A 25,506-nucleotide genomic window follows, 5' to 3' on the forward strand; every position below is an offset into this window, starting at 1 on the left:
GGATACGACCCGGCCCCCGGTCAGGAGACGGTCGGCGCCGGGGACGGGCCGGTGAGGCCCTGCTCCGCGCGCCAGCCGTCCACGATGGCCGCCTGGAGGCCGAACATCTCGGCCTTCTCGTCGGGCTCCTCGTGGTCGTAGCCCAGCAGGTGCAGCACTCCGTGGACGGTGAGCAGCTGGAGCTCCTCGTCCATGGAGTGCTGGGTGTCGGCCTCGGCCCCCTGCTTGGCGGCGACCTCCGGGCAGAGCACGATGTCGCCGAGCAGCCCCTGCGGCGGCTCGTCGTCGTCCTTCGACGGCGGCCTCAGCTCGTCCATCGGGAACGACATCACGTCGGTCGGACCCGGCAGGTCCATCCACTGGATGTGCAGCTGCTCCATGGCGTCGGCGTCCACGACGATCACCGAGAGCTCGGAGAGCGGGTGGATGCGCATCCGTGCGAGTGCGTAGCGGGCGATGTCGAGGATCGCCTGCTCGTCGACCTCGGTTCCGGACTCGTTGTTGACGTCGATCGACATGGCGCGGTGCTTGTCTACTTCCCCTTGTGCCCGGACTTCGAGCGGCCGCCCTGGTGCGCGCCGTTCTCCGTGCCGTGCTTGCTGTCGTACTTCTCGTACGCGTCGACGATACGGCCCACCAGCTTGTGCCGTACGACATCGTGGGACGTGAGGCGGGAGAAGTGCACGTCCTCCAGGCCCTCCAGGATGTCCTGCACCTGGCGCAGACCGGACTTGGTGCCGTTCGGCAGGTCGACCTGGGTGACGTCACCCGTGATCACGATCTTCGAGTCGAAGCCGAGCCGGGTCAGGAACATCTTCATCTGCTCGGGCGAGGTGTTCTGGGCCTCGTCGAGAATGATGAAGGCGTCGTTGAGGGTGCGGCCGCGCATGTATGCGAGCGGCGCGACCTCGATCGTCCCGGCCGCCATCAGGCGCGGGATCGAGTCCGGGTCGAGCATGTCGTGCAGCGCGTCGTACAGCGGGCGCAGGTACGGGTCGATCTTCTCGTAGAGCGTGCCCGGCAGGAAGCCGAGCCGCTCCCCCGCCTCCACGGCCGGCCGGGTCAGGATGATGCGGTTGACCTGCTTGGACTGTAGGGCCTGCACCGCCTTCGCCATGGCCAGATACGTCTTTCCGGTACCGGCGGGGCCGATGCCGAAGACGATCGTGTGCTTGTCGATCGCGTCGACGTACCGCTTCTGGTTGAGGGTCTTGGGGCGGATGGTACGGCCGCGCGAGGACAGGATGTTCTGGGTCAGAACCTGGGCCGGGGTCTCCTCCGGGCCCTCCCCGTTCTCACTCGCCCGCAGCATGGCGATCGAGCGTTCCACTGCGTCCTCCGTCATCGGCTGCCCGGTGCGGAGCACCAGCATCATCTCGTCGAACAGGCGCTGGACGAGGGCGACTTCGTGCGCCTCGCCGACCGCGCTGATCTCATTGCCCCGGACGTGTATGTCGGCCGCCGGGAAGGCCTTCTCGATCACGCGCAGCAGGGAGTCGCCGGATCCCAGCACGGTGACCATCGGGTGCTGGGCGGGAACCTCGAACTGAGCTCGGGCCTGCTGCTGCGCGGGAGTGTGAGCTGTGGGTGTCTGAGTCATGGGCCGGCGCTTAAGGCCTGCGGTTCCTCCTCATCACGGCCGCGTAGCTGAGGGCGGCCTCGCGGTATCAAGCGTACGACGCGGGACTGACAACGCCGTAGGCCTTTTCGCCGGGAAGGGCGCCCCCGTTGCCGCGATGAGCCCTGCATGCGCTCCGGCCCACCAGGGCAGAATCCGAACGGCCGTCCATATGTCCTGACAGATTCCGTCAGCGTTCATCAGCGTTCTTCGGTGTTCATCAGCGTTCATCAGCGTTCTTCGGTGTTCTTCGGTGTTCTTCGGTGTTCTTCAGCGTTCTCAAGAAAGCAGGGAGCCGTGCAGCTGCGTCTGCCCACGTCGGTGTCCGAGGCCCGGGAGTGCCTGGCGGAGGGGGCGATACCCGTCGGTGGTGCGACCCTCGTGTGGGCCGCGTGGCAACGGGACGGCTTCCCGGAACAGGCGGTGTCCCTGCGGAAGGTGCCGGAGGCGACGGCGGTCGGGGGCGGGGTGCTGGGCGGCGCGGTGCTGCTGGGCCAGGTGGACGACCGGGTTCCGCAGGTGCTGCGGCACGCGGCGAAGGGGGTCGGGACGGGGGCGGTGCGCCGGGCGGCGACGGTCGGCGGGAACCTCGCCGGGTCCAGCCTGCGGGACCTGCTGCCGGCGGCGATGGTGCTGGACGCGCGGGCCGACGTGCTCACGGCGGACGGGGTGTACGAGGTGGAGCTGGCGGAGGTGGTGGCCAAGTCGCCGGTGCTGCTGGCGCTGCGCTGGCGGGAGCCGGTGGCCGGGGTGTACGCGAAGGTGCCGGATCCGGCGGGCGGGGAGGTGCCGAGCATCGTGGCTGCGGCGCTGGACACGGAGGGTGTGCTGCGGGTGGCGGTGCGCGAGGGGTACGCGGTGAGCGGGGGGAGTGCGGGGGCCGACGGGGGCGGGCTGGAGGAACTGTTCGCCGGGGAGCTGTCGGGGGTGTCGGAGGCGGGGCGGGAACTGGTGCGCGAGCAGGTTTCCAGGGTGCGGGGAGAGTAGGCGGGGGCGCCAAGGTCGTCACTCGGCCGCGGGTGGGTGGGGGTTGCTCGCGCAGTTCCTCCCCCTGCCTTCGGCCGGGGTCCCCCCCCAGCGCCCCTGACGGGGCAGTCACACCCGCGATCTCCGGTCACCCCCGCTGCGGGCATGCGTGCCGCCAGGGGCGGCACGGGTGGACGCAGCGGCATCCCGCGAGCGCCGGTAACCGCGAAACCCCCGTCCCCAGCCCCCGCTCACCCGCCGCACTCGCAACCGGCCCCGCTCACCGCACCCGCACCCGCACCCGGCCCCGCTCACCCCGCCCCGCCGAAGCCGATCGTCGGTACCGCTCTTCTCAGGGGCCAGGGCCGTACCTGGTCCTCCTCGGGCACCAGGCCCTCCAGGAACGCGTACCGCCGCAGCGCCGCCGGGTCCTGCCCGGCCACCGACTGGACCTTCCGCCACCACGCGCCGATCTCCGACCAGCCCGGCGCGGACAGCGAACCGCCGAACTCCTGGACGGACAGCGCCGCCGTGAGGCCCGCGAAGGCGAGGCGGTCGGCGAGCGGCCAGTCGGCCAGCGTGCCGGTGACGAACCCGGCGACGAAGACATCGCCCGCGCCGGTCGGGTCCAGGGCCTCCACGGCGATCGCCGGCACCTGCGCGGACTCGCCGGTACGGCCGTCGACGGCGTACGCGCCCTCCGCGCCGAGGGTGACGACCGCGAGGGGCACGTACGCGGTGAGGGCGTGCGCGGCGGCCCGCGGGCAGTCGGCGCCGGTGTACCGCATCGCCTCCTCCGCGTTCGGCAGGAACGCCTCGCAGTGTTCGAGGTCGGCGAGCGCGGCCAGGTCCCACTCCCCGGTGTCGTCCCAGCCCACGTCGCCGAAGATGCGGGTGCCCTCGGCGGCGGCGCGGGCGATCCACGGGTTGCGCTTGCCCGGCGTGAGGGAGGCGACCGCGGCGCGCGCGTGCGCGGGGTGGCCGGGTGCGTTCTGCTGCCGGAACAGGGTGTCGGCGGGCGGCTCGTGCCCGTGCGAGACCATGGTCCGCTCCCCCTCGTACGCCATGGAGACCGTCACCGGCGAGTGCCAGCCGCGCACGGTGCGGGACGGCGAGAGGTCGATGCCCTCGCCCTGGGCGAGCGTGTCCCAGCAGTACTCGCCGTAGTGGTCGTCGCCGAAGGCCGCCGCGAGGGACGTCCGCAGGCCGAGGCGGGCGAGGGCGGTGGCCATGTTGGCGATGCCGCCGGGGCTGGAACCCATCCCCCGGGCCCAGGACTCGGTACCCCGGACCGGGGCGGAGCCAAGGCCGGTGAAGATGATGTCGAGGAAGACGGTGCCGGTGAGGTAGACGTCCCAGGGCGGGTCGCCGGGCGCGCGCAGGCCGGCCAGCGGGTCGACCTGTGCGGCGCAGTGCGGTGCTGTTGCTCCCCTGTCGTCGTCGAGGTACTCCGGTTCCTCTCCGGCGAACGCGTTGGACGCGGTCACGGTGCGCTCCCTGACGTGGTGCGGATCCGGCCAGTGTGCACCATGTCACGGGAGCGGCGGCCGTTCTCGTCGTACGACCGCCCGGACGGACACCCCGGTCCGCGCCGCTACCAGCGGGGCACGGCCGGTGTCGTCCACCCCGGTTCGGCCACCCGCATCGCCGCCGCGTCGTCGCGGTCGCGGAGCGTCCCGTCGTCGTCCAGCCAGCGCCGGTGCAGCCGTCGTACCTTCTCGTGGTCGAGTTCGACGCCCAGGCCGGGCGCGTCGGGGACGGTGACCCGGCCGGCGTCGAAGGTGAGGCGTTCGGTGAGGACGTCCTCGGTCTGCCAGGGGTAGTGGGAGTCGCAGGCGTGGTGGAGGTCCGGGACGGTCGCGGCCACGTGGGTCATCGCGGCGAGACTGATCCCGAGGTGGGTGTTGGAGTGCATGGAGACGCCGACGCCGAAGGTCCGGCAGACGGCGGCGAGTTGCCGGGTGTTGCGCAGCCCGCCCCAGTAGTGGTGGTCGGAGAGCACGATCTGGACGGCGCCCTTGGTGAACGCCTCCTGGATCTCCCCGAACGTGGTCACGCACATGTTGGTGGCGAGCGGGACGTCCGTGCCGGCGGCCACCTCGGCCATCGCCGGGGTGCCGAGCGCCGGGTCCTCCAGGTACTCCAGGACGTCCCCGAGCTCCTTCGCGACCTTCAGCGAGGTCTCCACCGACCAGGCGCCGTTGGGGTCGAGGCGCAGCGGGTGGCCGGGGAACGCCTCGGCGAGGGCCCGTACGGCCGCGATCTCCTCGTCGGGCGGGAATACCCCGCCCTTGAGCTTGAAGGAGGTGAAGCCGTGGCGCTCCGTGAAGCGGCGGGCCTGGGCCACGACCCCGGCGGGGTCGAGCGCGGCGCCCCAGTCGTCGGTCTCGGCCGGCACCCCCGCCGGATGCGCGGCCCACTTGTAGAACAGGTAGGCGCTGTACTCGACCGAGTCCCGGACCTTGCCGCCGAGCAGCGCGTGCACGGGCAGCCCGAGGGTCCTGCCGAGGGCGTCCAGGCAGGCCACCTCGAAGCCGGAGACCACGGACAGCCGCAGTTTGTCGGCGGTCTGCACACCGCGCAGCCCGCCGACGTCGACCTGCCCGGAGACCCGGGCCGCGTCCACGGCGACCTCGTCGGCGACGGTGAACAGCCCGTTCAGATCGCCGGCCTGCCGTCCGCGCAGCCGCTCCGCGAACGGCCGGGCCAGCTCCAGGTACTTGGTGTCGCCGTAGGTCTCGCCGACGCCGACCACCCCGTCCGCGGTCTCCACCTCCACGATCAGGCGGGGCGTGTACGGCTGGTGGACGCCCTGGGTGTTCAGCAGCGGCGGGTCGGCGACCAGGATCGGGGTGAGCCGGACGTCGGTGATCGTGAGGTTCACAGGGAGGCTCCTACGAGGTCGAGTCCGGCGCGGAGCAGCGCCCCGAGGTCGGCGAGGTCGGCGGGCGAGGGGTCGGTGAGCGGGGCGCGCACCGGTCCCACCGGCCGGCCGCGCAGCCGGGCCGCGGCCTTCACGAGTGACACGGCGTACCCGGGGACCCGGTCGCGCAGTTCGACGAGCGGCACGTAGAAGTCGCGCAGCAGCTTGTCGACCGTGCCGTGGTCGCCGTCGCGGAGGGCGGCGAAGAAGGCGTCGGCGATCTCGGGGGCGAAGGCGTGCACGGCGGAGGAGTAGGCGGGGACACCGACGGTGGCGTAGGCGCGGGCCTGGATCTCGGCGGTGGCGGCGCCGTTGAAGAAGAGGAAGCCGTCCGGGGCGGCGAGGGTGAGCCGCTGGAGCCGGTCGAGGTCGCTGTGCCCGTCCTTGAGCCCGATCACGCCGGGGATCCGGGCGATCCGGGTCAGCGAGGCGGCCGTGTAGGCGACCTGGCCGCGCTGGTAGGCGACGAGCGGGAGCGAGGTCCGGGCCGCCAGCCGCTCCAGTTGCGCGACCAGTCCGTCCTGCGGGGCGGCCACGAGGTAGTGCGGCAGGACGAGCAGGGCGTCGGCACCGGCCTCCTCGGCGACGCGCGCGAACCGGGCGGCCTGCGCCCAGCCGTACCCCACGCCGGCGACCACCGGCATCCGCCCGGCGGCCTCCTCGACCGCGACGGTCACGACGCGCCGGTACTCGTCCTCGTCCAGCGAGAAGAACTCCCCGGTGCCGCAGGCCGGGAAGAGGGCACCGGGCCCGGCGGCCAGCTGCCCGGCAACGTACTCCCGGAACCCCTCCTCGTCGAGGGCCCCGTCGGGGTGGAACGAGGTGAGCGGGAACGACAGCACCCCGCCCGCCATCCCGTCCCGCAGCCTGCGCACCACGCTCTCCGGCTGTCCGGCCACCGCATCCATCTCCCCATGTAGACGTCATCCACGTATGAAGACAGAGACTAGATATGCGAACGCACCCCGTCAACGGCGCACCCCGCCCCCGCCCCCTTACGATCTGCACATGTCCGAGACAGCAGGCGTCCGCGAGGTGAAGTCCGCGGCGCGCACGGTGGAGCTGCTGGAGCTGCTCGCCGACCGCGCCGACCGCCCGGCCCGCCTCCAGGAACTCGCGGACGAACTCGGCGTGCCGCGCAGCTCGATGTACGCGCTGCTACAGACCCTGATCGCACGCGGCTGGGTCCGCACCGACAGCACCGGCTCCCTCTACGGCATCGGCATCCGCACCCTGCTGACCGGGACCAGCTACCTGGACTCCGACCCCCGCGTCCGCCTGGTCCGCCCCTATCTGGACGAGGCCTCCGAGGCGCTCGGCGAGACGATCCACCTGGCCCGCCTGGACGGCCGCGACGTGGCGTACCTGGCGACCCGGGAGTCCCACGAGTACCTGCGCACGATCAGCAGGGTGGGCCGCCGTCTCCCGGCCCACGCGGGCGCCCTGGGCAAGGCCCTGCTGGCGGAACGCCCCGACGCCGGCCTCCCCGAGGGCCCGTACGAGTCCCTGACCCCCAACACCCGTACGACCCGGGCCGCCCTCGCCGCCGACCTCGCCGGGGTCCGCGCCCGCGGCTACTCGGTCGACCGCGAGGAAGGCGTCACCGGCATCACCGGCTTCGGCTTCGCCCTGCGCTACGACACCCCGCCCCAGGACGCCATCAGCTGCTCGGTACCGGTGGCCCGCCTGACCCCGGAACATGAGACCAGGATCGTCGAAGTGATGCAGGAGACCCGCACAAGAATCGAGTCGGCGACACCGGGCGGCACAGTCAACTGGCGTTGACAAAGCGCCCCGAAGGGGCGCGGGGAACCGCGCGATCAGCCACAGCGCACCCGCATCCGCGAACGCACCGGTCTCCCCACGGCGCGCGGCGCTCCTACCCCACCCCCCACCCCCGAAACAGAACATGACCCACATCACACCCCCCGCGCTTCTTCGATCCCCCCGCGCTTGATACAAATTGCCCGCGCGTTCCTGTCCCTCGACGGCCTGCGCCCAACCCCCTTTCTCCACCGCTCCTTTCGCATGCCCTGGGAACGCCCGTGTCCGCCCCCCGCACCACCCCCTGGCCCCTCGTCGCCCTTTTCACGGCCGGGTACCTCGCCCCGTACCTCCTGCCGACCACCGTCGGCAGACTCGACTCGGGGCTCCCTCTCACCCCCACCGAGGCCGGCGCCGTCGGCAGTGCCCTGCTGCTGGCCTCCGCGGCCGCCGGCTTCCTGCTGGCGTCCCGCGTGGACCGCGTCGGCCCCCGCGTCCTCGCCCGGACCGGCCTGCTGCTCGCCGCCCTCGGCTACGGCGGCGCGGCCCTCACCTCCCACGTCCCCGCGGTCGTCGCCGGCGCGCTCGTCGGCGGCTTCGGCTCCGGCACGGTCACCGCGGTCGCCGCCACCGGGATCGCCGCCCAGAAGGACCCGCACCGCGTCACCACCCTCGGCCTGCTCGCCGTCTCCGCCCTGGCGGGTGCCGTCTACCTGACGGTCCCGCACCTCGGTCCCGGCCACGCGCAGCCCCTCGCCGCGATCGCGCTCACCGCACTCGCCGTCTGGCCGCTGACCGCGCGGCTCACCTCCCGTACCGCCCGGACCGTCGCCGTGACCAGCGGTCCACGCCTGCCCCACCTGCGGTCGGGTCTGCTGCTGGCCGCCGCGATGCCCTGCTGGTCGGCCGCGCAGAACTCGCTGTGGGGTGTGAGCGGCCGGATCGGCCTCACCCAGGCGCACCTGAGCGAGGCGACCGTCGGCGCGGTGTTCGCCGTCGCGCTCGGCTTCGGCCTGCTGGGTGTGGTCGGCGCGGGCGCGCTCGGCCCACGCCTCGGCCAGGCCCTGCCGATCGGCCTCGGCACCGTACTGATCGCGGGCTGTATCGCGCTGAGCGCGTCCGCCGGCGACCTGACGACGTTCGCGTCCGGCGAGATCGCCTGGAACCTGCTCTACCCGGTGGTCCTGTCGTACGTCATCGGGCTGGCCGCCGCCCTGGACCCGCGGGGCCGCTGGGCCGTCCTGGTCGGCTCGGCGTCGTCGCTGGGGACGGCCGTCGGCCCGATGACCGGCAGCCTGCTGGCGGCCCGGGCGGGTTTCCCGGCGATGGGGGCGGTCCTCGCGGTGGGCCTGCTGGCGGTCGCGGTACCGCTGACGGCGGTGGCGCTGCGGCGCAGGACCACCACCGTCGCGGCCGGCCCGGCGCTCACCGACGCCGACGGGGCGACGGTACGGCTGGACGTGGCGGCCTAGGCGCCGTCCGGCGGATCGTAGGCACCGTCCGGCGGATCCTGGGCGCCGTCCGGCGGATCCTGGGCGCCGTCCGGCGGATCGTAGGCACCGTCCGGCGGATCCTGGGCACCGTCCGGCGGGTCAGGCGGGTCCGGCGGGTCCTAGGCGGGTCCGGCGCCGAACTCGTAGGCCTCGACCTCGGCGAGGTAGCGGGCCCGCAGTTCCTCGTCGTCCTCCAGGAAGGACGCGAGGAAGGAGTTGCGGGCCAGCTCCCGCATCTGCTCCCGGGACAGGCCCAGGGTGTCGCGCACGGCGTGGTAGTTGTCGGCGACGTACCCGCCGAAGTACGCCGGGTCGTCGGAGTTGACCGTGCACAGCAGCCCGGCCTCGATCATGGCCGGAAGCGGGTGCTCGGCCAGCACGTCGACGGCGCGGAGGCGGACGTTGGACAGCGGGCACAGCGTCAGCGGGATCCGCTCCCGCACCAGCCGCGCCACCAGTTCGGGGTCCTCCATGCAGCGCAGCCCGTGGTCGACGCGTTCCACCCCGAGCAGGTCCAGCGCCTCGGTGATGTAGGCCGGCGGCCCCTCCTCACCGGCGTGCGCCACCCGCCGCAGCCCGAGTGCGGCGGCGGCCTCGTACACCTCGCGGAACTTGACGGGCGGGTTCCCGACCTCGGCCGAGTCCAGTCCGACACCGGTGATCCGGTCGAGGTACGGCTTCGCCGCCTCCAGCGTCGCCATCGCCGACCCGGCGGACTCGTCCCGCAGGAAGCACATGATCAGGCGGGTGGTGATCCCGTGGTTCTCGGCGCTCCGGCCGAGCGCCCGCCACAGGCCCTCGACGACCGTCCCCATGTCCACGCCCCGCGCGAGGTGCGCCTGCGGGTCGAAGAAGATCTCGGCGTGCCGCACGCCCTGCGCGGCGGCCCGCGAGAGGTACGCGTCGGCGAGGTCGTCGAAGTCCCGCTCGGTGCGCAGGACGGCCATGAGCTCGTAGTACAGGTTCAGGAAGGACTGTAGGTCCTCGAACTGGTAGGCCTTGCGCAGCGCTTCGGTGTCCGCGTAGGGCAGCTCGACGCCGTTGCGCGCGGCCAGCATGAACGCCAGCTCGGGCTCCAGGGTGCCTTCGATGTGGAGGTGCAGTTCTGCTTTCGGGAGGGGCATCAAAGCATCGTACGGCCGCTTCACCTGCGCTTCGGTACCGGCACTCGGAGCAGGTCGTGGGCGACGGTCAGCTCGCCGTCGTAGCCGGCGGCCCGTGCCTGCCGTTCGAACTCCTCGGGGTTCGCCGGTTCGGGATAGCGCTGGCTGAAGTGGGTCAGAACCAGGTGCCGTACACCCGCGTCCCGGGCGACGGCCGCCGCCTGCCCGGCGGTCAGGTGACCGTGTTCCTCGGCGAGCCGGGCGTCCTCGTCGAGGAAGGTGGACTCGATGACGAGCAGGTCGCAGCCCGCCGCGAGGACGTGCACGCCCTCGCACAGCCGGGTGTCCATGACGAACGCGAACCGCTGGCCGCGCCGCACCTCGCTGACCTCCTCCAGCGTGACGTCCCCGAGGACGCCCTCGCGCTGGATCCGGCCGACGTCGGGGCCCTTGACGCCGTGCGCGGCGAGCAGTTCGGGCAGCATGCGGCGGCTGTCGGGTTCGACGAGCCGGTAGCCGTAGGACTCCACCGGGTGGGAGAGCCGGCGGGCCTGGAGCGTGTACGACCGGGTGGCGGCGACATCGCCGTCCGCGTCGACGGGGACCTCGGTGATGCCGACGGTCTCGCGGTAGGCGGTGGCGTGGCGGAGCCGGTCGAAGAAGTGCTGCCCGGACCTCGGGTAGTGCGCGGTGACCGGGTGCGGGACCTGGTCGAGGTTGATCCGCTGGATCACGCCCGCCAGACCCAGGGAGTGGTCGCCGTGGAAGTGGGTGACGCAGATCCGGTTCAGGTCGTGCGCGGCGACCCCGGCGCGCAGCATCTGCCGCTGGGTGCCCTCGCCGGGGTCGAAGAGGATGCCCTCGCCGTCCCAGCGCAGCAGGTAGCCGTTGTGGTTGCGGTGCCGGGTGGGCACCTGGCTGGCCGTGCCGAGGACCACCAGTTCACGTACGGACACGGTGGCCTAGCCGGGCGGCCACTGGAGGCCGCGGCCGCCGAGGATGTGGGCGTGGGTGTGCCAGACGGTCTGGCCCGCGCCGCTGCCGGTGTTGAAGACGATGCGGTAGCTCTCCAGCTTCTCGTCGTCGGCGACGGCCTGGGCCTCGCGCAGTATGTCGGCGGCGATCGCGGGTTCGCCCTCGGCGAGTTCGGCCGCGTTCTTGTAGTGGACCCGGGGGATCACCAGGACGTGGGTGGGGGCCTGGGGGTTGATGTCCCGGAAGGCGACGGTGGTGTCCGTCTCCCGGACGATCGTCGCGGGGACATGACCTGCGACGATCTTGCAGAAGAGGCAGTCGTCCTGGGGTTCCCCTGGCATGTTTTCTCCTCACCCGGTGATCGGTTTCGGGGGCATCGTATCGTCGTCGGGTGCGGGTCCGGTGGGGGCTTGTCGCGCGGTTCCTCCCCCGGCCTTCGGCCGGGGGGGGGGTACCGTCGGCGCCCCTCAGGTGGGCAGCGTGGGCGGCGTCTTGGCGGGAGCCGTCTCCAGCGCCTCCAGCGCGAGGCGGACGGCCTCGTCCAGTTGGGGGTCCCGGCCCGCGCCCCAGTCCTGCGGGGTCTGTACGACCTCCACGTCCGGGTCGACGCCGTGGTTCTCCACGCCCCAGCCGTAACCCTCCAGCCAGAACGCGTACTTCGGCTGGGTGACCAGCGTGCCGTCGACCAGGCGGTAGCGGCTGTCGATGCCGATGACGCCGCCCCAGGTACGGGTGCCGACCACCGGGCCGATGCCCAGCGCCTTGATCGCCGCGTTGACGATGTCGCCGTCCGAACCGGAGAACTCGTTCGCCACGACGACCACCGGCCCCCGGGGCGCGTCCTTCGGGTAGCTGAGCGGGCGCATGCCGCGCGGCAGGTCCCAGCCGACGATGCGGCGGGCCAGTTTCTCCACCACGAGCTGGGAGGTGTGCCCGCCGCGGTTCTCGCGGACGTCCACGACGATGCCCTCACGGGCCATCTCCACGTTCAGGTCGCGGTGGATCTGGGCCCAGCCCGGCGCCTGCATGTCGGGCACGTGGAGGTAGCCGAGCCGGCCGCCGGACGCCGCGTGCACGTGGGCGCGGCGGTCGGCGACCCAGGCGTGGTAGCGCAGCGGTTCCTCGTCGGAGACGGGGACGACCACGGGGTGGCGCAGGTCGCCGCCGCCGGCCGGGGACACGGTCAGCTCGACCGCCTTGCCGGCGGTGCCGACGAGCAGCGGGGCGGGGCCGGTCACCGGGTCGACGGGACGGCCGGCGACGGCCACGATCGCGTCGCCGGGGCGCACCGCGGCGCCGGGTGCCGCCAGCGGGGATCGGGCGCCCGGGTCGGACGTCTCGGTGGGCAGGATCCGGTCGATGCGCCAGCTGCCGTCCTCGTGACGGGAGATGTCGGCGCCGAGCAGGCCCTGGTGGGCGCCGCCGCCGTAGCCGCCGCGCGGGGTGACGTAGGCGTGCGAGGTGCCGAGTTCGCCCTGCACCTCCCAGAGCAGGTCGACGAGGTCGTCGTGGGTGGCGCACCGGTCGACGAGCGGACGGTAGCGGTCGAGGACGCCGGCCCAGTCGACGCCGCCGAGGTCCGGCCGCCAGAACTGGTCGCGCATGATGCGGCCGGTCTCGTCGAACATCTGCCGCCACTCGGCGGCCGGGTCGACGGTCTGCCGGACCCGGGACAGGTCGACGGTGATGTTGCTGTCGCTGTCGTCGTCGCCGGAGGCGCGGCGGTCGCTCGGTACGACCCTGAGCTTGCCGTCGGCCCACAGCAGGACGCGTTTGCCGTCGCCGCTGACCTCGAAGTGGTCGGCGTCGGAGGCGAGGTACTCGATGCGCTGCTGGGCGAGGTCGTAGCGCTCCAGCTCGGTCTTGGGCGCCGGGTCCTCGGGGTGGGCGCGGGAGGCGCCGAGCACGCCGCGCACCGGGTGACGCAGCCACAGGACGCCGTCCTTGGCGGCGCGCAGCCCGGAGTAGCGGCCGGCCTCCACCGGGAACGGCACGATCCGGTCGGCGAGACCCTCCAGGTCGATGCGGGTGGCGGGGGTGCCCTCGGCGTCCGGGGTCTCGTCCTTGTCGGGGGTCTCGAAGGGGCGGCCGTGGCGCTGCGGGCCGAACGGCGACGGGGTGGTGGCCGCGAGCGTGATCAGGTGCGGGCGGTCGCCGACCACGAACGCCAGGTCGAAGACGTGCTCGTCGTAGACCGGGTCGAAGGAGCGGGTGGAGAGGAAGGCGAGGTGTTTGCCGTCGCGGGTGAAGACGGGGTCGTAGTCCCGGAACCGCAGCGGGGTGGCCTCGGTGACGGTGAGGTCGGTGGTGTGGGCGACGCGGAGCTGGCAGAGACCGCCGGCGCCGGGGTGGGACCAGGCCAGCCAGCCCGAGTCCGGGGAGAAGACGAGGCCCGACACGTCGCCGTCCTCGCTGCGGTCGACCTCGCGGACCTCGCCCGTCTCGCGTTCCACCAGGAGCAGCCGTCCGTCGTGCGCGGCGACGGCGACCCGGCCGCCGTCGGGGGCGACGGCGAGGTCCAGGACCCGGCCGAGCTGTCCGGCGGCGATCCGGCGCGGGGTCGAGCCGGGGACGAGGCCGGTGGCGGGGGCGAACTCCAGGGCGTCCTCGCCCTCGGCGTCCGTCACCCACACCACCCATTCCTCCGCGTCCGCGCGGAAGGTGACGGGCAGCCGGGCCCGCACCCCGGGCCGGGCGGCGAGGGCGCGCGCCGGCCCGGACCGGTGGGTCACCCAGTGGACGCCGCCGCGTACCAGGACGGCGCTGCCGCGCGCGGTGTGGTCGGGCGAGGCCGAGCTGAACCAGCGGGCCGCGTTGACCGGGTACGGCTGCCGGTCCACCCGCTGCCCGCCGAGCCGGACGTCCAGCGGGCGCGGCTCGGCGCCCTCCAGGTCGTCGAGGAGCCAGAGCTCACCGGCCGAGGCGTAGACGACCCGGGTGCCGTCGGTCGCCGCGTGCCGGGCGTAGAAACCGTCGAGCGGGGTGTGCCGGCGCAGGTCGGAGCCGTCGGCGAGGGAGGAGTACAGCGCTCCGGTGCCCTCGTGGTCGGAGAGGAACGAGATCCGGTCGCCGACCCACCCGGGGTACTCCAGGTTCCCGTCGAGTTCCTCGTGCAGCCGTACGAACTCGCCGTCCCCGGCCCGGTCGATCCACAGCTTCCCTGCGGTGCCGCCGCGGTACCGCTTCCACCAGGCCGCCTCCCGTCCCATCGGGGCGGACAGCAGCACGGTGGCCGGACCGTGGGCGACATGGCCGACGGGGCCGTACGGCAGGACGGTGGAGGGACCGCCGTCGAGCGGGACCGTGTGGGCCCAGCTGCGCCGGAGGCTGGACTGGCCGTGGGTGGTGATCGCGAGGACCTGCCCGTCGTCGGTCCAGCCGCGCACCTGGGTACGGGAACTCCCCCAGTGCGTCAGGCGGGTCGAGGGGCCGCCGTCGACGGGGGCGATGTGGATCTCGGGCGCGCCGTCGCGGGTGGACGTCCAGGCGACGGTGGTCCCGTCGGGCGAGATCCGCGGCAGGGCCACCGGCATGTTGTCGGCGCTGGCCCGCCAGGCCCGGCCGCCGTCGAGGGGCGCGAGCCACACGTCGTCCTCGGCGGTGAAGGCGATCAGGTCGCCCTGGACGTGGGGAAATCGGAGGTAGGACCGCGGTCCTGTCGCTGCACCCTGAGTCACCCGCTCAGCCTATGCACCACGGCCCGTCCGCGGCGGCCGATTTCGATCACTTTCCCTGCACGGGCCGGCACTTGGGGTCACTCTCACACCAGATCGTCCTCGTCACGGTCACGGTGGCGCCCGGCTGCTGCCCGTAGGTGGGCGGCCGGTAGGTGCTGTACGCGGGTCCGGGCGTGGCGTCGCAGTTCCCCAGGCCGTTCACCCGGAACCACTCCTTGCCGCCGACCTTCGCGACCAGGTTGCCGCGCACACAGGCCCCGCTGACCGCCTTCGTGACCCGCCCGGTGACGGTGATCGCCCGCCCGTCCTTGGTCCGGCCGTTGCAGTCGACGGAGACGACGGTGGTCTCGGACGCCGAGGGTGTCCTGGCCGACGAACCCGCCGCGCGGGTCGTGCCGGCCGAGCCGTAGCTGCCGTTGCAGGTGAGCCAACTGACGTCCACGTGCTGCCGTTTCAGCTCGGCGGTGGCCGTCTGGTCGGTGGTGTACGCGACGGTCGCGGTGTTCAGGTCGCTGGGCCGGCAGCCGACCAGGCCGCCGACGGCGACCACCGCGAGCCCCGCCACGGCCGCCGCCCTGCTGCCGCGCGGCCGGCGCCAAATCCGCCTCAATGCCCCCATGGAGGGCAGCCTGCCACCGTACCGGCCGCGGCGGTAGAGGGCTTACGGCCACTCACGTGTTCGGAACCGTCACCCGTCAGGTGCGGAGCAGCAGCCACTCCTGGAGTTCCACCAGGTTGCCCTCCGGGTCCTTGAGGTGGGCGACCCGCATCCGCTGCGTCATGGGTGCGGGCCCGTGCACCAGGACGGCGCCGCGTCCGGTGATCTGCTCGCAGTAGGCGTCGAGGTCGTCGACGCGGAGCACCACCAGCGAACGGTGCCCGGTGGCCGCGTCGCCGAGTTCACCCAGTATCTCGGCCATCATCGCCCGGTCCTGCAAGGCGATCCCGGCGGACCCGGCGTGCGGACCGAACTTCTCGTACGGTCCCTCGCCCGTCCCCGACTGCGGCCTGAGACCCAGCACTTCGGCGTAGAAGCGGTAGCAGGCGGCGAAGTCGGTGACCAGGAGCCGGACTTGGGCGAGTTCCACGGCGTGTGCCCCCAGGATGCGGTGCGGGTGTGCTGCGGTGCGGGTGTGGTGCGGGTCTTCTGCGGTGTGGGTGTGGTGCGGGTCTGCTGCGGTGCGGGTCTGCTGCGGTGCGGGTGTGGTGCGGTGCGGGTGTGGTGCGGTGCGGGTGTGGTGCGGTGCGGGTGTGGTGCGGGTCTTCTGCGGTGCGGGTCTGCTGCGGTGCGGGTGTGGTGCGGGTGTCGTCGGGTCAGGACCAGCGGCCGGTGCGGCCCAGCAGCAGGGCCGCCGCCACGGTGCCCGCCGTCGACGTACGCATCACCGTAGGCCCCAGGGTGTACGCCCGCGCACCCGCCTCCTCGAACAGTGCCAACTCGTCCCGGGCGACGCCCCCTTCGGGCCCGACGACCAGCACGATCTCGCCCTCGGCGGGCAGTTCGGCGGTGGCGAGCGGCGCGCTGTCGTGCTCGAAGTCGGAGTGGAGCACGGCGGCGAAGTCCGCTCCGGCGAGCAGCGCCGCGACCTGCCTGGTGGTCGCGGCGTCCGCGACCTCGGGGAAGCGCACCCGGCGGGACTGCTTCCCGGCCTCCCGGGCGGTGGCCCGCCACTTGGCGAGCGACCTGAGCCCCCGGTCGCCCTTCCACTGGGTGATGCAGCGGGCGGCCTGCCAGGGCACGACGCCGTCGACGCCGACCTCGGTCATGGTCTCCACGGCGACCTCCCCGCGGTCGCCCTTGGGCAGTGCCTGCACCACGGTGATCCGGGGCGCGGGCACCGGCTCCTCGGCCACCGTGCCCAGGTGCACGACCAGCCGGTCCTTGCCCTCGGCGGCGATCACCTCGCACACGGCGTAGCGGCCGGCGCCGTCGGTGAGCACGACCTCCTCGCCGGCCTCCAGCCGTTTCACGGAGACCGCGTGCCGCCCCTCGGGGCCGTCCAGTACGTACTGACCGCCGCCTGCGGCAGGCAGCCGCTCCACGACGAACACGGGAGCTGTCATCGCCCCTCCTCCTTGGCGGACAACGCTGTCGAAGCGGCCGCGAGTTCTTCCACCAAGGCCGCCACCAGCCGGGCCGCGGGCAGTTCCCGGGCCAGCCGGTGGCCCTGCCCGGCCCACAGGGCCATGCCCTGGGCGTCCCCGGCACGGGCGGCGGCCTTGCGCAGCGGGGCGGTGAGGTGGTGGACCTCCGGGTAGGCGGCGGGCGCGTACGGGCCGTGCTCGCGCAGGAAACGGTTGACGAGACCGCGGGCGGGCCGCCCGGAGAACGCCCGGGTCAGCTCGGTACGGGCGAACAGGGGATCGGTCAGGGCCCGCTTGTGCGGGTCGGCGGCGCCGGACTCCGGGGTGGCCAGGAACGCCGTGCCCAGCTGCGCCGCGGTCGCCCCCGCCGCGAGCACGGCGGCCAGCTGGCTGCCGCGCATGATCCCGCCCGCGGCCACCACCGGCAGGCTCACGGTCTCCCGTATCTGCGCGAGCAGCGCGAGCAGCCCGATCCCGGCGCCGTCGTTCTCGGGGACGTCCCGGTGGGTGCCCTGGTGCCCGCCGGCCTCGACGCCCTGCGCGATCACCGCGTCCGCGCCGGCCCGCTCGACGGCGCGGGCCTCCTCGGCGGTGGTCGCGGTGACCAGGGTGAAGGTGCCCGCCCGGCGCAGCGAGTCCAGCACCTCGGGGCTCGGCACGCCGAAGTGGAAGGAGACCGCTGCCACCGGGTCGTCGAGGAGCACGGCGAGCTTGGCGTCGTACCCGTCGTCCCGGCCGCTGTCCGGATCACCGAGCTCGGTCCCGTACCAGGAGGCCTCACCGGCCAGCTGGTGCGCGTAGAGGTCCACGGCCCCGGACTCCGCGTGCTCCGGCTGCGGCACGAACAGGTTGACCCCGAAGGGACGGCCGGTCAGCCCCCGCATCTGCTTGATCTCCTGGTACATCCCGTCGGCGGTCTTGTACCCGGCGGCCAGGAACCCCAGCGCGCCCGCCTCGGACACGGCGGCGGCGAGCTGGGGTACGGAGACCCCGCCCGCCATGGGGGCCTGCACGATCGGAAAGCGGCAGAGATCGGTCAGTGCGGAGGACATGACGGCATGTTGTCACGTCCTCCGAACAAGACCGAATCGGCCGTCGCTTTGGCACATGCCAGAAATGTCGCGGGCGGTCAGCGCCCGTCGAACGCGGTCAGCGTCCGTTGAACGCGTCCTTCAACCGGCTGAACAGGCCCTGCTGACCGGGCTGGAACTGCCCCGTCGGCCGCTCCTCCCCGCGCAGCTTCGCCAGCTCCCGCAGCAACCGCTCCTGCTCGGGGTCGAGCTTGGTGGGAGTGGTCACCTCGACGTGGACGATCAGGTCGCCCCGGCCGCCGCCCCGCAGGTGCGTGACCCCGCGCCCGTGCAGCGGGATCGACTGCCCGGACTGGGTGCCCGGCCGGATGTCGACCTCCTCCAGCCCGTCCAGCGTCTCCAGCGGCACCTTCGTACCGAGCGAGGCCGCCGTCATCGGGATGGTCACCGTGCAGTGCAGGTCGTCACCACGCCGCTGGAACGTGGAGTGCGGCAGCTCGTGGATCTCGACGTACAGGTCACCGGCGGGACCGCCGCCGGGCCCGACCTCGCCCTCACCGGCGAGCTGGATCCGCGTGCCGTTGTCGACGCCCGCCGGGATCTTCACGGTCAGCGTCCGCCGCGACCGCACCCGCCCGTCACCGGCGCACTCGGGGCACGGCGTCGGCACGACCGTCCCGAAGCCCTGGCACTGCGGACACGGCCGGGACGTCATGACCTGGCCCAGGAACGACCGCGTCACCTGCGAGACCTCACCACGGCCCCGGCACATGTCACACGTCTGGGCGGTGGTGCCCGGCGCCGCGCCCTCACCGTTGCAGGTGTTGCAGACGACCGCCGTGTCGACCTGGATGTCCTTGGTCGTGCCGAAGGCCGCCTCGTCGAGCTCGACCTCGATCCGGATCATCGCGTCCTGGCCGCGCCGCGTCCGCGACCTCGGCCCACGCTGCGACGCCGTACCGAAGAACGCGTCCATGATGTCCGAGAAGTTCCCGAACCCACCGGCGCCGAAGCCGCCCGCGCCCCCGCCGCCGCTCTGCGACAGCGGATCCCCGCCCAGGTCGTAGACCTGCTTCTTCTGCGGATCGGAGAGCACCTCGTAAGCGGCGTTGATCTCCTTGAACCGCTCCTGGGTCTTCGGATCCGGGTTGACGTCCGGGTGCAGCTCGCGCGCGAGCCGACGGAAGGCCTTCTTGATCTCTTCCTGCGACGCGTCGCGGCGCACGCCGAGAACGGCGTAGTAGTCCGTGGCCACTTACGACTCCGCCAGGATCTGTCCGACGTACCGTGCCACCGCTCGTACCGCTCCCATCGTTCCCGGGTAATCCATGCGGGTCGGTCCGACCACGCCGAGTTTGGCGAGTGCCTCGCCGCCCGAACCGTAACCGACCGACACCACGGACGTGGAGTTGAGTCCCTCGTGGGCGTTCTCGTGACCGATGCGTACGGTCATGCCCGAATCCCCTGCCTCGCCCATGAGTTTGAGGAGGACGACATGCTCCTCCAGAGCCTCCAGGACGGGCCGGATCATGAGGGGGAAGTCATGCCCGAAGCGGGTGAGATTGGCGGTGCCGCCGATCACCAGCCGCTCCTCGTTCTCCTCGACGAGCGTCTCCAGCAGGGTGGAGAGCACCGCCGAGACCGCGCCGCGGTCCTCGGCCTCGAAGGCGTCCGGCAGGTCCTCCACCAGCCGGGGCACGTCCGAGAACCGGCGCCCCGCGACCCGGCTGTTCAGCCGCGCCCGCAGATCCGCCAGCGACGTCTCCCCGAACGGCGCCGGGCAGTCCACCAGCCGCTGCTCGACCCGCCCGGTGTCGGTGATCAGCACCAGCATCAGCCGCGCGGGGGCGAGCGCGAGCAGTTCCACATGCCGCACGGTCGACCGTGTCAGCGACGGGTACTGCACCACGGCCACCTGCCGCGTCAGCTGGGCCAGCAGCCGGACCGTCCGCGCCACGACGTCGTCGAGGTCGACGGCGCCGTCGAGGAAGTTCTGGATGGCACGCCGCTCTGGCGCGCTCATCGGTTTGACACCGGCCAGCTTGTCGACGAACAGCCGGTAGCCCTTGTCGGTGGGGATCCGCCCCGCACTGGTGTGCGGCTGCGCGATGTAACCCTCGTCCTCCAGGGCGGCCATGTCGTTGCGCACCGTCGCCGGCGAGACGCCGAGGTTGTGCCGCTCGGTCAGCGCCTTCGACCCGACCGGCTCCTCGGTCCCGACATAGTCCTGGACGATGGCGCGCAACACCTGGAGCCTGCGTTCACTCAGCATCCGCGCCACACCTCCAGAGAGTCGTCCCCGTGGCCTTTCGGGTCCTTCGAGTCTTTCGAGTCTTTCGTCTGGCACTCTGCGAGCCCGAGTGCCAGCGTCCCCGGCCCAGTGTACGGCCGTCGGGTACTGACTGGGCAAGGTCGGTACGGGGACGGTACGGACCCGCCGGGTGCTACGGCTAGCGTCGCGGTATGACGGTGACTTGGGAAGAGCAGGGCTGGGAGCGGCTGGCCGAGGGCGTCGGCCGGTGCCGGCTGCCCGGCTGGGACTGCACGGCGGGGCTGGTTCTCGGGGTGGGCACGGCCCTCATGGTGGACGCCGGGTCGAGCCTCGCGGAGGGCGCGCGGTTGCGTACCGAGGCGCAGACGCTCGCCGGCCGCCGTGTGACCCATCTCGCGCTCACCCACCCTCACTTCGATCACGTCCTCGGCGCGGCGGCCTTCCCGGACACCGACCTGTACGCGGCGGTCGGCATGGAAACCCTCCTCGCCCACGGCCGTGAGGAGCTGCGCCTGGACGCCGTCCGCAACGGCCTCCCGGCCCCCGAGGCGGAGGAGGCCGCCGACGCCCTCGCCGTCCCCCGGCACCTGGTCTCCGGCGAGTGGACCCTCGACCTCGGCGACGGCCGCCAGGCGCTGCTCGCCAACGTGGGTCCCGGCCACACCGCCCACGACCTCGCGGTCCTCGTCCCCGGCGACCCCGAGGTGGTCTTCTGCGGCGACCTGGTGGAGGAGTCCGGCGACCCGCAGGCCGGCCCCGACGCCGTACCGTCACGGTGGCCGGCCGCCCTGGACCGGCTGCTGGCGCTCGGCGGCGACCGCGCCCGGTACGTACCCGGTCACGGAGCGGTGGTGGACGCGGCGTTCGTACGGGCCCAGCGCGACGCCCTGGCAGCACGTTTCGGCGTGTCGTAGGCGCGCCGGATCCGCTTCTCCTATCGTCATCCGAATGCGCCAGTACTCGCCCGACCTGACTCCGCCCTGGAAGAAGCCGAAGCCGGTGCCCGAGGTGGCCGCCGAACCCGGCCTGGTCGTCGAGGAACCCGGCACCGGATTCTGCGGCGCGGTGATCCGCTGCGAGGCGGGCACTGTCACCCTGGAGGACCGCTTCGGCAAACACCGGGTCTTCCCGCTGGAGCCGCGCGGCTTCCTGCTGGAGGGCCGGGTGGTCACCCTCGTACGGCCCGCGTCCGGCGGTCCGGCACGCCCCTCCCGCACCGCCTCCGGCTCGGTCGCGGTCCCGGGCGCCCGCGCGCGTGTCGCCCGCGCCGGCCGCATCTACGTGGAGGGCCGCCACGACGCGGAACTGGTCGAGAAGGTGTGGGGCGACGACCTGCGCATCGAGGGCGTGGTCGTGGAGTACCTGGGAGGCGTCGACGACCTGCCGTCGATCGTGGCCGAATTCGCACCGGGCCCGGACGCCCGGCTCGGCGTGCTGGTGGACCACCTGGTGCCGGGCACCAAGGAGTGGCGCATCGCGCAGGCGGTCACCGGCGACCACGCACTGGTGGTCGGGCACCCGTACATCGACATCTGGGAGGCCGTGAAACCGTCGTCCGTGGGGATCGACGCCTGGCCCCGCGTCCCGCACGGCCAGGACTGGAAGACCGGCGTCTGCAAGGCACTCGGCTGGCCCTCGGACAACACGGGCGCGGTGTGGCAGGCGATCCTCGCGCGCGTGGGCACCTACAAGGACCTGGAACCGGAACTGCTGGGACGGGTCGAGGAACTGATCGACTTCGTCACCGGCAGCGGCGCGGCCTGACCTTCCCACAAGCAGCGAACTCGCCGGTCTCCGGTGTAGTGCCGAGAGGTTTCTCGGCATCCGCCGTCCTCCGGTGGAATGCCGAGAGGTTTCTCGTCGGCATTCGCCGGTCTTCGATGGAGTGCCGAGAAGTTTCTCGTCGGCATTCGCCGGTCTTCGATGGAATGCCAGGAGTTCCTTGGCCCGCTCCGGTGCCGCACCCGGCCACCACGAGGTCAGGCCGGTCCACCCGCCCAAGTGATCAGTCGACCAGATCCCTGACCACCGCGTCCGCCAGCAGCCGCCCGCGCAGCGTCAGCACCGCCCGCCCCTCGTCGTACGCACCGCTCTCCAGCAGCCCCTCCCCCAGGGCCCGCCGCGAAGCCGCGAGGCCCGCCTCCTTCAGCAGCCCCAGCGGCACCCCCTCGCGCAGCCGCAGCTCCAGCAGGATCCGCTCCACCCGCCGGTCCTCGTCCGACAGGACCTCGCGCCCGGCCCCCGGCGACCGCCCGGACGCCAGCGCCGCCGCGTACGCCCCCGGATGCTTGACGTTCCACCAGCGCACCCCGCCGACGTGCGAGTGCGCCCCCGGTCCCGCGCCCCACCAGTCCGCACCCCGCCAGTACAGCTCGTTGTGCAGGCAGCGGCCCGCCTCGGAGGTCGCCCAGTTCGACACCTCGTACCAGTCGAAACCCGCCTCCGCCAGCACCGACTCGGCGATCAGGTACCGGTCGGCGTGCACGTCGTCGTCGGTCATCGGCACCTCGCCCCGCCGGATCCGGCGCGCCAGCTGCGTACCCTCCTCGACGATCAGCGCGTACGCCGACACGTGGTCGGGTCCCGCCCCGATCGCCGCGTCGAGGGAGGCCCGCCAGTCGTCGTCGGACTCACCGGGCGTGCCGTAGATCAGGTCCAGGTTGACGTGCTCGAAGCCGGCCGCGCGGGCCTCGGCCACGCACGCCTCGGGTCGTCCGGGGGTGTGCGTCCGGTCGAGCACCCGCAGCACGTGCTGCCGGGCGCTCTGCATGCCGAAGGAGATCCGGTTGAAGCCGCCCTCCCGCAGGGCCGCCAGGTACGCCGGGTCGACGGACTCCGGGTTCGCCTCCGTGGTGATCTCCGCGTCCGCCGCGAGCCCGAACTCGTCCCGGATCGCGCCCAGCATCCGCACCAGGTCACCGGCGGCCAGCAGGGTCGGCGTACCGCCGCCCACGAAGACCGTGCGCACCTCGCGCGGGTCGTCGCCGAGGACCTTCCTGGCCAGCCTGACCTCGTCGACGAGTGTGTCCGCGTAGTTGTCACGGGAGGCCAGCACCCCGCCGGTGCCGCGCAGCTCGGTCGCCGTGTAGGTGTTGAAGTCGCAGTAGCCGCAGCGGGTCGCGCAGTACGGGACGTGCAGGTAGAACCCGAGGGGGCGGGCGGCGGCGCCGGCCAGCGCGGACGCCGGGAGCGTGCCGTCGTCCGGAACCGGCTCGCCGTCGGGAAGTGCGGAAGGCATGTCCCCCATTGTCCCGTACCCGCCGCGAACCGGTTCCCACCGCCGGCACGGCCCGTACGACACCGTACGCGCGCGTGCCCTGCACGACCCTGTACACGCGCGTGCCCTGCACGACCCTGTACACACGCGTGCCCTGCACGGCCTCGTCCGCGGGGCGTGCCCCGGTCCGGTGGGGCTCCGGCCTCGTGCGGCCCCGGCGGCCGCGTGGTCATTCCGCCTGGAGGACCAGCAGTGCCAGGTCGTCCTCGGGCTGGCCGCCGCCGAACTCGTGGACGAGCCGTCTGATCCGCTCGGCGATCAGCTCGGCGCTCAGCCCCACGCAGCCGGCCAGCGCCTGCGCGAGCCCGTCGCCGTCGTCGAACTGGCGGGAACCGGAACGGCGCTCGGTGACCCCGTCGGTCACGCACAGCAGGCTGTCGCCGGGCGCGAGCTCGATGGTCTCGCTGGTGTACGTCTCGTCCTCGACGACCCCGAGCAGCGTCTGCGGCCGGGCGGCGGTGCGTACCTCGCCGTCGGGGCCGAGCAGCAGCGGCAGCGGATGCCCGGCGCTGGCGAGGGTACAGCGGGCACCGCCCTCCTCCAGGAGGGTCAGTTCGCCGTAGAGGAGGGACAGGAACCGGGTCTGCGGCCCGTCCCCGGCGGGCAGCGGATGGCCGCCGGCGGCGACCAGGGCGCGGGCGGCGGCGTCGGCGGCCTCGGTGGCGTCGTCGAGGAGCAGCTGGTTCAGGCGGTCGAGGACGTCGGCGACCCGGTAGCCCTCGCGCGCGAGGAGCCGCAGCCAGGGCCGCGCCAGGCCGATGACGACGGCCGCCTCCGGGCCCTTGCCCTGGACGTCGCCGACGGCGAAGCACCAGCGGCCGTCACCGGCCGGGAACAGGTCGTAGAAGTCGCCGCTGGGACCGCCCATGTCACACGGCTCGTAGACGAGCGCGCTGCGCAGGCCCGGGATCTCGGCGACCGCGCCGGGCAGCAGCCCCCGCTGGAGGACGGCGCTGATGGTGGCCTGCCGGGCGTACTGGCGGGCCGCGCCGATGGCGAGGGCGACCCGGCGTCCGAAGTCCTCGACCAGGCCGGTGATCTCGTCGGGGAAGCCGTCCGGGCCGGCGCGTCCGATGACGAGGGTGCCGAGCGGACGGCCACCCGCGATCAGCCGGTAGGCGAGCGCCGCGCCGTGGGCGCCCTGCGGGCCGAGCGCCGCGCCGGGCCAGGGATACGGCTCGGGCCCGGACCGTAAGCCGCCCTTCGCGCCCGGCGGGTCCTTCTCCAGGGCCCTGCGCAGTTCCTCGATGCGGTTCTCGCTGCTGTGCCAGACCCGGGCCAGCCGCGGCCCGCCGGCACCCGTGGGGTCGTTCCAGCCGCCGCGTACGGTCGCCTCGTCCTCCAGCCACACCGCGCACCAGTCGGCGAGCCTCGGCACGATCAGCTGGCCGGTGAGCGCGGCCACCAGGTTCTCGTCGAGCTGTCCGGCGAGCAGGTCGGAGGCCTCGGCGAGGAAGGTCAGGGCGCCCCGGTTGAGCCAGTCCCGGTCCCGCTCGGGCCGGTGCGGGCATCCCTGGTCGGGCGCGGGCGACGGCGCGGGAGACGGGGTGTGCGGCTCCGAGGAGGCAGGCGGTTCGGGGGCGAGGATCCCGGCGACCCGCAGTTCCTGCTCGTCGGGCAGGGTGCCGCCGCGGCCGGTCAGCCGGGCCCACACCGACTTCGCGCCGGTCCGGTAGGTCACCCCCCAGGACTCGGCGAGCGAGGCGACCAGCCGCAGCCCCCGCCCGAACTCCGGCGTCTCGTACGGCGTCTCGCCCGCGTGGTCGCGGGGGGCACGAGAGGGATGGTGGTCGGTCACCTCGACGACGAGCGCCGTCCCTTCATGCCGCTCGTGCTGTTGGTGCTGTTCGCGCTGTTCATGCTGTTCATGCTGTTCGCGCTGTTCGCGCTGTTCGCGCTGTTGACGCTTCTCGCGTTGTGCATGTTGCTGGTGCTGTTCGACTGCGGGCTGCTCCAGCCACCAGTCGATCTCGACGTCGGTGCCGGCGTGCACCACGGCGTTGGTGACCAGTTCGCTGACGACGATCATGGCGTCCTCGGCGACCCGCCGCTGTTCCCGGCCCAGCAGTCCGCAGTCCGTCCACTCGTCCAGGGAAGCGCGCACCAGCGCGCGGGCGGAACCGGGTGCCAGCGGGCTCCCCGGCAGAGTCGCGCGCCCCTGCGCGCGCGGGACCGTGCTTTCGTGCGCGGGCGCCTCGTCGCGCGCAGGCGCCTCACGGACCGGGGAGACGGTCTCCCGTTGCGTGGGTATGGCCCCCATGTCCAGCTCCCCGAGCAGTTCGGACGAATACATCCCGATGGATGCGGACAGAGTGACAGACT

The 25,506-nt window shown here is 73.0% G+C and carries 22 protein-coding genes; 5 read left to right on the forward strand and 17 right to left on the reverse strand.

Annotated elements, in window-relative coordinates; genetic code table 11:
* Nucleotides 1-20: 20 nt before the first annotated feature.
* Both ybeY and AAW13_RS01660 read right to left on the reverse strand, forming a co-directional pair.
* Entirely contained in the window at nucleotides 21-518 is a 498-nt protein-coding gene (gene ybeY / locus AAW13_RS01655; protein ID WP_046732884.1) for an rRNA maturation RNase YbeY, read from the reverse strand.
* Between the two features lie 14 nt (nucleotides 519-532).
* Entirely contained in the window at nucleotides 533-1,600 is a 1,068-nt protein-coding gene (locus tag AAW13_RS01660; protein WP_046732885.1) for a PhoH family protein, read from the reverse strand.
* A 315-nt stretch (nucleotides 1,601-1,915) separates the two neighbouring features.
* Between AAW13_RS01660 and AAW13_RS01665 the strand changes: the two genes are divergently transcribed.
* Nucleotides 1,916-2,605 carry an FAD binding domain-containing protein gene (locus AAW13_RS01665; RefSeq protein WP_046732886.1) on the forward strand — a complete coding sequence of 230 codons (690 nt, stop codon included), beginning with the start codon at nucleotides 1,916-1,918 and terminating at the stop codon, nucleotides 2,603-2,605.
* A 290-nt stretch (nucleotides 2,606-2,895) separates the two neighbouring features.
* Here AAW13_RS01665 and AAW13_RS01670 read toward each other — a convergent pair whose 3' ends face one another.
* From AAW13_RS01670 to AAW13_RS01680, 3 genes are all read right to left on the reverse strand, one after another.
* Nucleotides 2,896-4,071, reverse strand: a complete 1,176-nt coding sequence (locus tag AAW13_RS01670; RefSeq protein ID WP_046732887.1) for a carbohydrate kinase family protein — start codon at nucleotides 4,069-4,071, stop codon at nucleotides 2,896-2,898.
* Between the two features lie 107 nt (nucleotides 4,072-4,178).
* Complete coding sequence (locus AAW13_RS01675) at nucleotides 4,179-5,468, reverse strand: glucarate dehydratase family protein (protein ID WP_046732888.1); 1,290 nt, start codon at nucleotides 5,466-5,468, stop codon at nucleotides 4,179-4,181.
* The gene (locus AAW13_RS01680; protein WP_420855422.1) at nucleotides 5,465-6,361 is read right to left on the reverse strand and encodes a 5-dehydro-4-deoxyglucarate dehydratase; all 897 of its coding nucleotides are present in this window, start codon (nucleotides 6,359-6,361) and stop codon (nucleotides 5,465-5,467) included. The genes AAW13_RS01675 and AAW13_RS01680 overlap by 4 nt, the downstream gene beginning before the upstream one ends.
* A 154-nt stretch (nucleotides 6,362-6,515) precedes the next feature.
* On the opposite strand from AAW13_RS01680, the gene AAW13_RS01685 reads away from it, so the two are divergent.
* Nucleotides 6,516-7,292: an IclR family transcriptional regulator gene (locus AAW13_RS01685; protein ID WP_046732890.1), complete on the forward strand. Its 777-nt coding sequence runs from the start codon at nucleotides 6,516-6,518 to the stop codon at nucleotides 7,290-7,292.
* Nucleotides 7,293-7,552: 260 nt separating this feature from the next.
* Nucleotides 7,553-8,743, forward strand: coding sequence for an MFS transporter (locus AAW13_RS01690; protein ID WP_046732891.1), 1,191 nt, complete (start codon nucleotides 7,553-7,555; stop codon nucleotides 8,741-8,743).
* Nucleotides 8,744-8,883: 140 nt separating this feature from the next.
* On the opposite strand, the gene AAW13_RS01695 is transcribed toward AAW13_RS01690, so the two are convergent.
* From AAW13_RS01695 to hrcA, 10 genes are all read right to left on the reverse strand, one after another.
* Complete coding sequence (locus AAW13_RS01695; RefSeq protein ID WP_046732892.1) at nucleotides 8,884-9,888, reverse strand: adenosine deaminase; 1,005 nt, start codon at nucleotides 9,886-9,888, stop codon at nucleotides 8,884-8,886.
* Between the two features lie 20 nt (nucleotides 9,889-9,908).
* Nucleotides 9,909-10,823, reverse strand: coding sequence for a ribonuclease Z (locus AAW13_RS01700; RefSeq protein ID WP_046732893.1), 915 nt, complete (start codon nucleotides 10,821-10,823; stop codon nucleotides 9,909-9,911).
* A gap of 6 nt (nucleotides 10,824-10,829) precedes the next feature.
* Nucleotides 10,830-11,183 (reverse strand): histidine triad nucleotide-binding protein, encoded by a 354-nt coding sequence (locus tag AAW13_RS01705; protein WP_046732894.1) that lies wholly within the window; start codon nucleotides 11,181-11,183, stop codon nucleotides 10,830-10,832.
* Nucleotides 11,184-11,309: 126 nt separating this feature from the next.
* Nucleotides 11,310-14,519: a S41 family peptidase gene (locus tag AAW13_RS01710; protein ID WP_046732895.1), complete on the reverse strand. Its 3,210-nt coding sequence runs from the start codon at nucleotides 14,517-14,519 to the stop codon at nucleotides 11,310-11,312.
* Nucleotides 14,520-14,565: 46 nt separating this feature from the next.
* Nucleotides 14,566-15,138, reverse strand: a complete 573-nt coding sequence (locus AAW13_RS01715) for a hypothetical protein (protein ID WP_206306126.1) — start codon at nucleotides 15,136-15,138, stop codon at nucleotides 14,566-14,568.
* Nucleotides 15,139-15,214: 76 nt separating this feature from the next.
* Nucleotides 15,215-15,607, reverse strand: coding sequence for a VOC family protein (locus AAW13_RS01720; RefSeq protein ID WP_046732897.1), 393 nt, complete (start codon nucleotides 15,605-15,607; stop codon nucleotides 15,215-15,217).
* A 226-nt stretch (nucleotides 15,608-15,833) separates the two neighbouring features.
* Nucleotides 15,834-16,583: a 16S rRNA (uracil(1498)-N(3))-methyltransferase gene (locus AAW13_RS01725; protein ID WP_046733192.1), complete on the reverse strand. Its 750-nt coding sequence runs from the start codon at nucleotides 16,581-16,583 to the stop codon at nucleotides 15,834-15,836.
* Nucleotides 16,580-17,656, reverse strand: coding sequence for a nitronate monooxygenase (locus AAW13_RS01730; protein WP_046733193.1), 1,077 nt, complete (start codon nucleotides 17,654-17,656; stop codon nucleotides 16,580-16,582). Before AAW13_RS01730 ends, AAW13_RS01725 begins: the two co-directional genes overlap by 4 nt.
* 97 nt (nucleotides 17,657-17,753) lie before the next feature.
* Nucleotides 17,754-18,890, reverse strand: a complete 1,137-nt coding sequence (dnaJ, locus tag AAW13_RS01735; RefSeq protein WP_046733194.1) for a molecular chaperone DnaJ — start codon at nucleotides 18,888-18,890, stop codon at nucleotides 17,754-17,756.
* Nucleotides 18,891-19,907 carry a heat-inducible transcriptional repressor HrcA gene (hrcA, locus tag AAW13_RS01740; RefSeq protein ID WP_046733195.1) on the reverse strand — a complete coding sequence of 339 codons (1,017 nt, stop codon included), beginning with the start codon at nucleotides 19,905-19,907 and terminating at the stop codon, nucleotides 18,891-18,893.
* Nucleotides 19,908-20,098: 191 nt separating this feature from the next.
* On the opposite strand from hrcA, the gene AAW13_RS01745 reads away from it, so the two are divergent.
* The gene (locus AAW13_RS01745; RefSeq protein WP_046733196.1) at nucleotides 20,099-20,821 is read left to right on the forward strand and encodes an MBL fold metallo-hydrolase; all 723 of its coding nucleotides are present in this window, start codon (nucleotides 20,099-20,101) and stop codon (nucleotides 20,819-20,821) included.
* A 34-nt stretch (nucleotides 20,822-20,855) separates the two neighbouring features.
* Nucleotides 20,856-21,671: a DUF3097 domain-containing protein gene (locus tag AAW13_RS01750; RefSeq protein ID WP_046733197.1), complete on the forward strand. Its 816-nt coding sequence runs from the start codon at nucleotides 20,856-20,858 to the stop codon at nucleotides 21,669-21,671.
* Nucleotides 21,672-21,912: 241 nt separating this feature from the next.
* On the opposite strand, the gene hemW is transcribed toward AAW13_RS01750, so the two are convergent.
* On the reverse strand, nucleotides 21,913-23,145 hold the full coding sequence (gene hemW / locus AAW13_RS01755) for a radical SAM family heme chaperone HemW (protein ID WP_046733228.1): 1,233 nt from the start codon (nucleotides 23,143-23,145) through the stop codon (nucleotides 21,913-21,915).
* 208 nt (nucleotides 23,146-23,353) lie between these two features.
* Nucleotides 23,354-25,444, reverse strand: a complete 2,091-nt coding sequence (locus tag AAW13_RS01760; protein ID WP_240528497.1) for a SpoIIE family protein phosphatase — start codon at nucleotides 25,442-25,444, stop codon at nucleotides 23,354-23,356.
* Nucleotides 25,445-25,506: the final 62 nt, after the last annotated feature.

Origin of the sequence: Streptomyces humi (genome assembly GCF_001005085.2) — a bacterium.
GTDB lineage: Bacteria > Actinomycetota > Actinomycetes > Streptomycetales > Streptomycetaceae > Streptomyces > Streptomyces humi.